Source organism: Bacillus cereus group sp. BfR-BA-01379, assembly GCF_022663605.1.
Taxonomy (GTDB): Bacteria; Bacillota; Bacilli; order Bacillales; family Bacillaceae_G; genus Bacillus_A; species Bacillus_A mobilis.
Window position 1 is genome coordinate 1 of the sequence record NZ_JAKUFT010000117.1, and the last position, 8,976, is coordinate 8,976.

Below are 8,976 nucleotides of genomic sequence, written 5' to 3' on the forward strand. Positions count from 1 at the left end.
AAGACACTGGGGAATGTCTTATAAATTAGGGAGGAACAACTTCGATACATATACTATAAAAGATAGATGTGACCTTGGCGTGAACATAGAGTGAAAGGTATGAGGATTTGAGAAATGATACATATAAAATGATTGTTGCGAGAGTTATAGAATAAGAATAAATAGAATAGAAAGTGTTTCGTCATAAAATGAAGTAAAGTTCGAGTATAAATAAAAGTTGAAAACTATGAAAAAAAGGATTATGCTCAACTATATTATGAGAATATAAGGTTTATCCCACTATGTAAGGTTTCTTATAAGCCTTTAGTTATGAGGGGAAAAAGGGAGTTAGTGAATATGGAAGTAACAAAAAGACAGGGGCTATATAATCGTTTTATACGATTAAATCCACCACAAATATTAGCATTAGGTTTTTTCTGCTTAATTGTGGTTGGCGGTTTGTTATTAAAGTTACCATTCGCAACGAAAGTACATATTAGTTGGGTAGATGCTTTCTTTACGGCAACGTCAGCGGCAACTGTAACGGGATTGGGAGTAGTAGATACTGCAAGTACGTTTACGATGTTTGGCGAGATTGTTATTATGTTTTTAATTCAAACAGGCGGTTTAGGTCTTATGACAATTGCCATTTTAATTGTTTGGGTATTAGGTAAAAAAATCGGATTACGCCATCGATTATTAATTGGAGAGGCATTTAATCAGACAAATATAGGTGGTCTTGTAAAATTAGTAAAACGTGTCTTTATATTTTCAATTTGTATTGAGCTTATTGGAGTCATCTTTTTATCGTTTCGCTTTATTCCAGAGTTTGGTTTTGGAAAAGGTGTATACTATAGTATTTTTCACGTTATTGCATCTTATAATAATGCTGGATTTGCTCTATGGCCGGATAATTTAACAAGGTATGTAGGAGATCCTATTATTAATATAGGGATTTGCTCTTTAATCGTAATAGGTGGTCTCGGTTTTACTGTATTAATTGATATATGGTATAGCCGTAGTTTTCGAAAACTATCGCTTCATTCCAAAATTATGATTGTTGGAACAGTAGCGTTAAATGTTATAGCGATGATTGTGATTTTTGTATTAGAATATAATAATGTGAAGACGTTAGGGAATTTACCTTTAAATGAAAAGTTATGGGCTTCTTTTTTCCAAGGTATTACTCCTCGTACTGCTGGATTTAATACAGTTGATTACGGGGGTATGGAAGAATCATCTATATTATTTACGATGGTTTTAATGTTTATTGGGGCAGGAAGTGTATCCACGGGTGGAGGGATTAAATTAACAACGTTTGTTATTTTAGTTACATCTGTCCTTTCGTTCTTTAGAAAGAAAGAGGAAATTGTATTATTTCAGCGCACAATAAAAATATCGACGGTAACGAGAGCATTAGCTATTGCTGTTGCCAGTCAAATCCTCATTTTTGCAGCGGTATTTGTATTAATGCTTACAGAAAACTTCAGCTTTATTCAGTTACTATTTGAAACAATTTCAGCGTTCGGTACAGTAGGGTTAACGATGGGGATTACTGCAAAGCTATCAGCGTTTGGAAAATGCATTATTATGTTTGTTATGTTTTGCGGATTAATTGGACCGTTAACACTTGTGTTTTCTTTAGCGCGACCAGCAAAACAAAAAATTAAATATCCATCGGAAGATGTATTTACAGGATAAGGTATCCCGCATAAGCGAGATACCTTTTTCGTTTTAAAAAAGGGAGAACAATAATCCGACAAGTGCTACTCGGAATAAAATTGCAATAAGTGCTGCAATTCCGCCGACAATCGCAGCGATACCACCAGTTACAGTAGCTCCACGATTATAAGCGTAAATCCCTAGTAATACAGAAACAAGACCAAATAATGTTGGGAAGGTAAAGAGTGATAAGATAGATAAGGCAAGAGCGATAAAGCCAGCAGTTGATCCAGCCGCAGACGATCTTACATCACCTTTATGATCTTTCTCATCGTAATCATAATCAATGCGCTGTGGTGCAACCTCAGCTGCATATTCTTCTTTATAGTCACTATAATCACTATCTATTCTATCTCTTTTTTTATACTCATCAAATTTCTCAGTCAAAGTCATGACTCCTTTCATAACAAGGTTCAATAGTAGTATGTTTCTCTTTTTCTTTTTTATCCGAGTATGTACAGGGAGTAATATCCATTTAAAAGGTAGAAATTGTTTTTTTGAAATAGGAAAAGTTAGTATGACTTCCTCTATTTTGGAAAGTATAAAAAAGAATAAGAAGGAAAGGGTGCAATACATAATGGAACATCCAATTGAAAATTTAATGAAAACAGCAATGACAAATTTAAAAGAGATGGTAGATGTAAATACGATTGTCGGAAGTCCCGTTTCAACGGCTGATGGAAATGTAGTATTAACAGTATCTCAAGTGGCTTTTGGTTTTGGTGCCGGTGGAAGTGATTTTAAAGGTGATTTTATTTCTGAAAAACATAATAACGGACAAGGGCAGCATAAAGAGAACAAGCAAAGTCATCCATTTGGAGGCGGAAGCGGAGCTGGGGTTTCAATTAGTCCAGTTGCTTTTTTAGTAGTCGGTTCTAACGGTGTGCAAGTATTGCACCTCAATAGTAGTACGCATTTAATTGAAAAGGCTTTAAATACTGTACCAAGCACTGTAGATAAATTTGTAAATGGTCGCCAAAAGTGAACTTGCATTTTTTAGGAATTATGATATATTAGAAAAAGTGCGCTTTAGGATGATCGGAATAATTGAACTGTAAATATATATGATGTGTGGAATAAGGGAGAGGAATTTATGATTAATATCAAAAACTTAGTAGTTGGCTTATGTATGTTAGTAAGCGGTTTTGTTGTATATGTAATAAAAGAAAAAGCTCCATTCTAAAACAGACAAACCGTTACTGTCTGTTTTTAATTTGTAAAAAATGTTGACAAGTTATTATATTGGTGTTAGAATTTTGATTCGTGTCTCGGTTACAGCTAGTGTAAAGTAAATAAATCTTATAAATATAATACGAAAAGTTTGCGAAAGATCGGGTAGTCTTACCAACAACTTTTGTGAACAAACCCTATAAATTATAATTGTAGGCTTTATAGGTATACTAGTGAATCAAGGAGCGGTCATTGGAACCGTAATGATGAGAGAGAGGTAGGGCTTTCATCCAGTATATGTTACTTTCCCGTTAGGTGAATATAAAAAAGAGGACTCCTTTTGAAAAGGAGTCCTCTTTCTTTTTTAAGTACGGCTCTCAACTTGCTGACAAATTTCATCTGTTGTTAAACCATGAGCTGTAATTACCGATCCCTTAATAGATGTATCTGCAATACCCATCATATTGGAATCTTGCCCAGTTACAACACAACAATCGCACCCTTGTGCATCATGTTCGGAGTGAAGGGTAACGACTTCATGTCCCTGTTGCTTAAGAGCTTGTTGAACATCTGTTAATGAGTTTTCAACGCCAATTCTAGCCATAATTCTCACCTCCTACCATCTAGTTGCTAGTATGCTCAAGTACATCGCATATATTTATGCAAAGACGGTAGGAAGCCTATATTTATCCTGCTATTGACGGATAGCTTAATTAACGTATCACTTTACTTAGTCGTTATATACACCAGTAAGCATTTGACTTACGAATTGATCGTTTAAAGTATCTTGGGCGGAAGAAGTATTTGAACGAATGTCGATTGAAGCAATAAAATTATTATGTTCTTTATTATTTGGTTCTACCTCTACATAATTATCGAATTTACAAAAACCTTTCGTATCCATTAGATCAAATAGTTGAAGCATTTCTACTACCTCTTGTCTCGTTCCTTTAATTTGTACACACGCCATATTGATTTCCTCCTTCATTTTGACAAATTGTTTTTTAAAAATAGGATTATGATTGCGAGATGAAAAATATGAATGTTATTTTTAGACAGCGTTATTTTTATTATTTTCCCCCTTTTTCAGCAAAAGTCGTTGTATATTCCCGAATTTATAAAAACGGACGTCCGTTTATTGAATACAATAGATTCGTATCAATTGATGAAAATCCTTCTTTTAAACAAATATATTTTTTAGTGGAATTTGGCGAAAAAAAAAATTTGACTTTTTGTAAACGTTAACAATGCTGTTAAATCAATATAATCAAAGATGTACGTACGATTAAAAATTAAAAATTTTCTAAAAATTTACTTGATTTATTTAAAAAGGAGAGTAAACTAGGAAACAATAAAAAATTCATAGAACATAGGAGGCGCTTTCCAGTGAATGAGCAATGGATTTTCTTAAATGGAGAATTTGTTCCAAAAGACGAAGCAAAAGTTTCAGTATATGATCATGGTTATTTATATGGAGATGGAGTATTTGAAGGAATTAGAGTTTATAGCGGTAATGTTTTCCGTTTGAGAGAGCATCTTGTCCGGTTATATGAATCAGCAAAATCCATCATGTTAGAAATTCCATATTCTTTAGATGAAGTAACGAATATTGTTGTTGAGACGATTCGACAAAATAAATTATCTAATGGATACATTCGCCTTGTTGTATCGAGAGGTGCAGGAAATCTTGGATTAGATCCTGATTCTTGTCAGAAACCGAATGTAGTAGTAATTGCAGAACAACTATCTTTATTCCCACAAGAATATTATGAAAAAGGGATTCCGGTTGTAACAGTTGCGACGCGCCGAAACCGTCCAGATGTTTTGTCGCCTCAAGTAAAATCTTTAAATTACTTAAACAATATTTTAGTTCGTATTGAAGCGAAATTAGCTGGAGTACAAGAAGCACTTATGTTAAATGACCAAGGATACGTAGCTGAAGGCTCAGGAGATAACGTGTTTATTGTAAAAGGAAATAAATTAATTACACCACCAAGTTCTGCTGGAGCGTTAGAAGGTATTACACGAAACGCTATTTTAGAAATCGGCGAAAAACTTGGATATGACGTTAGAGAAGAGTTATTTACAAGACATGATGTATATGTAGCTGATGAAGTATTTTTAACAGGAACGGCTGCTGAAGTAATTGCTGTTACGACAGTAGATGGTAGAACGATTGGTTTAGGGCAAACAGGTCCACATACGAATCGTTTATTAGAAGAATTCCGAAAATTAGTTATAGAAGATGGAGAGAAAATTTACGAAGAAAATAAAGTTGGATAACAACTTTTTATAACATAAGAAAGCGTTGAGAGGGAGGAGTAGTTGATTGTGAAGCCTCACAGAGAGTCGGTGGTTGCTGAAAACCGATGGTTCACGTCGACGAACATCGCCCTTGAGTGCTAAGCTGAAGCATTTGTCTAGGCTTAGACGGTAGCTCCGTTATTAGCTAGACTCATTTATGGGTCACTGAGGCAAGAGTATTCTTGCGAAGAAGGGTGGTACCGCGAAATCTTTCGTCCCTTCAGCACATAGCTGGAGTGTGGACGTAGGATTTTTTTTATTGATAAAAGTTTTCAAAAAGGGGGCTTATAAGAACAATGTCTTCAAAAACGGAAGAGAAACTGGCAACTGGTGCACAGCTATTGCTAGAAGCGCTAGAAAAGGAAGGAGTAGAAGTAATTTTCGGTTATCCTGGTGGTGCTGTTTTACCTCTTTATGATGCACTCTATGACTGTGAAATTCCGCATATTTTAACAAGGCATGAGCAAGGTGCTATTCACGCCGCTGAAGGGTATGCCAGAATTACTGGTAATCCAGGGGTTGTCATTGCAACGAGTGGACCAGGTGCTACAAATGTTATTACGGGTCTTGCAGATGCGATGATTGATTCGTTACCACTTGTTGTATTTACAGGGCAAGTAGCAACAACGTTAATTGGAAGTGATGCTTTCCAAGAAGCGGATATTATGGGGCTTACGATGCCGGTGACAAAACATAACTATCAGGTGCGAAAGGCTTCAGATTTACCTCGAATTATTAAAGAAGCCTTTCATATTGCTAGAACAGGAAGACCAGGCCCAGTCGTTATTGATCTTCCGAAAGATATGGTGGTAGAGCAAGGAGAACGATGTAATGACGTACAAATGGATTTACCAGGATACAATCCGAATTATGAACCGAATCTACTCCAAATAAACAAATTATTACAAGCAATTCGTGCTGCAAATAAGCCGTTAATTTTAGCTGGAGCAGGTGTATTGCATGCGAAAGCATCAAAAGAGTTAACGAGTTTTGCTCGTAAGTATGAAATTCCAGTTGTGCATACATTACTTGGTCTTGGGGGCTTTCCGCCAGATGATGAACTTTTTCTAGGAATGGGAGGAATGCACGGTTCTTACACAGCCAATATGGCATTATATGAATGCGATTTACTTATTAATATAGGTGCAAGATTCGATGATCGGCTTACTGGGAATTTAGCTTATTTTGCTAAAGGGGCGACTGTTGCACATATCGATATTGATCCAGCAGAAATCGGAAAAAATGTGCCAACTGAAATTCCTATTGTTGCAAGTGCTAAGCAAGCGTTGGAAGTATTACTTCAACCGGAAGGAAGGAAAGAAAATCATCATGAATGGATCACTTTATTAAAGAGTAGAAAAGAACAGTATCCCTTCTCTTATAAACGAAACTCTGAAAGTATTAAGCCTCAATACGCAATTGATATGTTATATGAAATTACGAAGGGAGAAGCGATTGTAACAACAGATGTTGGGCAACATCAAATGTGGGCAGCCCAATACTATCCGCTGAAAAACCCAGATAAATGGGTAACTTCAGGAGGATTAGGGACGATGGGGTTCGGATTTCCAGCAGCAATTGGTGCGCAAATTGCAAAGCCTGAAGAACTAGTTATTGCAATTGTTGGTGACGCTGGATTTCAAATGACGCTGCAAGAATTAAGTGTATTAAAAGAACATTCTTTACCTGTTAAAGTATTTATTTTAAATAATGAAGCTTTAGGAATGGTAAGACAATGGCAAGATGAATTTTATAACAAAAGATATTCGCACTCTTTACTATCGTGTCAACCAGATTTCGTTGCTCTTGCGAATGCGTATGGCATAAAAGGAGTTCGCATAGATGATCCACTTCTTGCAAAGAAGCAAATACAGCATGCGATTGAATTACAAGAACCGGTCGTAATTGATTGCCGTGTACTTCAATCAGAAAAGGTAATGCCGATGGTTGCGCCGGGGAAAGGTGTTCACCAAATGGAGGGAGTGGAAAAAAGGTGAAGAGAATTGTTACAGCGACAGTTCGAAATCAAAGTGGTGTGTTAAACCGAATTACAGGTGTTATGACACGAAGACATTTTAATATTGAAAGTATTTCAGTAGGTCATACAGAATCATCGGACATATCACGGATGACGATTGTTGTACACGTTGAAAATGAACAGCAAGTTGAGCAGTTAATTAAACAACTTCATAAGCAAATTGATGTTCTGAAAGTATCAGATATTACAGAAGAAGCGATGATTGCAAGAGAACTTGCACTTATTAAAGTCGCAACATCAGTAGCAAGAGCAGAATTATATAGTTTAATTGAACCGTTTCGAGCCGCTGTAATAGATGTTGGGAAGGATTCCATAGTTGTGCAAGTAACTGGTACGCAGGAGAAAGTAGAAGCACTAATTGAATTACTTCGTCCATACGGTTTGAAAGAAATTGCTAGAACAGGTGTAACAGCATTTACGCGTAGTATGAAAAAACAAGATAAGCAAGTTATGTTAATTCAATAATCATTTAAATATAGGGGGAAATGAAAATGGCAAAGGTTTATTATGAGAAAGATGTAACGGTAAATGTATTAAAAGAAAAGAAAGTAGCAATTATCGGATATGGCTCGCAAGGTCATGCGCATGCGCAAAACTTGCGTGATAACGGATTTGATGTAGTAGTAGGTTTAAGAAAAGGGAAGTCTTGGGATAAAGCGAAAGAAGATGGATTTTCTGTATATACAGTAGCAGAAGCAGCGGAGCAGGCTGATTTAGTAATGATTTTACTACCCGATGAACTGCAGCCAGAAGTATATGAAGCGGAAATTGCACCAAATTTACAGGCAGGAAATTCTCTCGTTTTTGCACACGGATTTAATGTTCACTTTGATCAAGTGAAACCACCAGCTAATGTAGATGTATTTCTAGTAGCGCCTAAAGGTCCAGGGCATCTTGTACGCCGTACGTTTGCTGAAGGCGGAGCCGTTCCTGCATTATTTGCCGTATATCAAGACGCGACAGGAGTTGCGACTGAAAAGGCACTTTCTTATGCTGATGGAATCGGAGCGACGAGAGCGGGCGTATTAGAAACGACGTTTAAAGAAGAAACAGAAACAGATTTATTTGGAGAGCAAGCTGTACTTTGCGGCGGAGTAACTGCGCTAGTAAAAGCTGGATTTGAAACGCTAGTTGATGCAGGATACCAGCCTGAACTTGCCTATTTTGAATGTTTACATGAACTAAAACTAATCGTTGACCTTATGTATGAAGGTGGACTTGAAAATATGAGATATTCAGTTTCAGATACAGCACAGTGGGGCGACTTCGTATCAGGACCACGCGTTGTAACGGAAGATACGAAGAAAGCGATGGGTGCAGTGCTAGCCGAAATTCAAGATGGTACATTTGCGAGAGGTTGGATTGCAGAGCATAAAGCAGGAAAACCAAATTTCCATGCGACAAATGAGAAAGAGAATGAACATGAAATCGAAGTAGTTGGACGTAAGTTACGTGAAATGATGCCTTTCGTACAGCCACGAGTAAAGGCAGGGGTCAAATAATATGAAGCAGATTTTGTTCATGGATACGACGCTACGTGATGGCGAACAATCACCAGGAGTGAATTTAAATGAACAAGAGAAATTGCAAATTGCAAGGCAATTAGAGAGACTGGGTATTCATGTCATGGAAGCTGGCTTTGCAGCAGCTTCCGAAGGGGATTTTCAATCGGTAAAACGCATTGCAAATACAATTCAAAATGCGACAGTTATGAGTTTAGCTAGAGCGAAAGAAAGTGATATTCGAAGAGCATATGAAGCGGT

Annotated in this window: 11 protein-coding genes, 1 pseudogene and 1 other annotated feature; of the genes and pseudogenes, 9 read left to right on the forward strand and 3 right to left on the reverse strand. The window is 36.7% G+C overall.

Going from position 1 to position 8,976, the window contains the following annotated elements; translation table 11 throughout:
• The first annotated feature begins 336 nt into the window (after nucleotides 1-336).
• Entirely contained in the window at nucleotides 337-1,680 is a 1,344-nt protein-coding gene (locus tag MR113_RS25785; protein WP_242257324.1) for a TrkH family potassium uptake protein, read from the forward strand.
• A gap of 33 nt (nucleotides 1,681-1,713) precedes the next feature.
• On the opposite strand, the gene MR113_RS25790 is transcribed toward MR113_RS25785, so the two are convergent.
• A complete protein-coding gene (locus MR113_RS25790) occupies nucleotides 1,714-2,106 on the reverse strand; it encodes an imidazole glycerol phosphate synthase (RefSeq protein ID WP_242257328.1) in 393 nt (130 codons plus the stop codon).
• Between the two features lie 112 nt (nucleotides 2,107-2,218).
• Between MR113_RS25790 and ytfJ the strand changes: the two genes are divergently transcribed.
• Both ytfJ and MR113_RS25800 read left to right on the forward strand, forming a co-directional pair.
• The gene (gene ytfJ, locus MR113_RS25795) at nucleotides 2,219-2,686 is read left to right on the forward strand and encodes a GerW family sporulation protein (RefSeq protein WP_061678666.1); all 468 of its coding nucleotides are present in this window, start codon (nucleotides 2,219-2,221) and stop codon (nucleotides 2,684-2,686) included.
• A gap of 108 nt (nucleotides 2,687-2,794) precedes the next feature.
• Nucleotides 2,795-2,884 carry a hypothetical protein gene (locus MR113_RS25800; protein ID WP_000608225.1) on the forward strand — a complete coding sequence of 30 codons (90 nt, stop codon included), beginning with the start codon at nucleotides 2,795-2,797 and terminating at the stop codon, nucleotides 2,882-2,884.
• Nucleotides 2,885-3,235: 351 nt separating this feature from the next.
• On the opposite strand, the gene MR113_RS25805 is transcribed toward MR113_RS25800, so the two are convergent.
• Together MR113_RS25805 and MR113_RS25810 are read right to left on the reverse strand one after the other, a co-directional pair.
• Nucleotides 3,236-3,475, reverse strand: coding sequence for a YkuS family protein (locus MR113_RS25805; RefSeq protein WP_061678665.1), 240 nt, complete (start codon nucleotides 3,473-3,475; stop codon nucleotides 3,236-3,238).
• 126 nt (nucleotides 3,476-3,601) lie between these two features.
• Complete coding sequence (locus MR113_RS25810) at nucleotides 3,602-3,841, reverse strand: DUF3911 family protein (protein WP_242257325.1); 240 nt, start codon at nucleotides 3,839-3,841, stop codon at nucleotides 3,602-3,604.
• A gap of 59 nt (nucleotides 3,842-3,900) precedes the next feature.
• On the opposite strand from MR113_RS25810, the gene MR113_RS28525 reads away from it, so the two are divergent.
• The 6 genes and pseudogenes from MR113_RS28525 to MR113_RS25835 form a co-directional block, all read left to right on the forward strand.
• Complete coding sequence (locus MR113_RS28525; RefSeq protein ID WP_313895090.1) at nucleotides 3,901-4,116, forward strand: hypothetical protein; 216 nt, start codon at nucleotides 3,901-3,903, stop codon at nucleotides 4,114-4,116.
• Between the two features lie 141 nt (nucleotides 4,117-4,257).
• Complete coding sequence (ilvE, locus tag MR113_RS25815) at nucleotides 4,258-5,154, forward strand: branched-chain-amino-acid transaminase (RefSeq protein WP_242257326.1); 897 nt, start codon at nucleotides 4,258-4,260, stop codon at nucleotides 5,152-5,154.
• A gap of 16 nt (nucleotides 5,155-5,170) precedes the next feature.
• Nucleotides 5,171-5,398, forward strand: a binding site (T-box leader).
• Nucleotides 5,399-5,471: 73 nt separating this feature from the next.
• Nucleotides 5,472-7,172 carry an acetolactate synthase large subunit gene (gene ilvB, locus MR113_RS25820; RefSeq protein WP_242257327.1) on the forward strand — a complete coding sequence of 567 codons (1,701 nt, stop codon included), beginning with the start codon at nucleotides 5,472-5,474 and terminating at the stop codon, nucleotides 7,170-7,172.
• Complete coding sequence (gene ilvN / locus MR113_RS25825; RefSeq protein WP_000822948.1) at nucleotides 7,169-7,678, forward strand: acetolactate synthase small subunit; 510 nt, start codon at nucleotides 7,169-7,171, stop codon at nucleotides 7,676-7,678. Before ilvB ends, ilvN begins: the two co-directional genes overlap by 4 nt.
• Nucleotides 7,679-7,704: 26 nt before the next feature.
• Nucleotides 7,705-8,715 (forward strand): ketol-acid reductoisomerase, encoded by a 1,011-nt coding sequence (gene ilvC / locus MR113_RS25830; protein WP_001151727.1) that lies wholly within the window; start codon nucleotides 7,705-7,707, stop codon nucleotides 8,713-8,715.
• 1 nt (nucleotide 8,716) lies between these two features.
• A pseudogene (locus tag MR113_RS25835) lies at nucleotides 8,717-8,976 on the forward strand (2-isopropylmalate synthase); the annotation flags it as partial.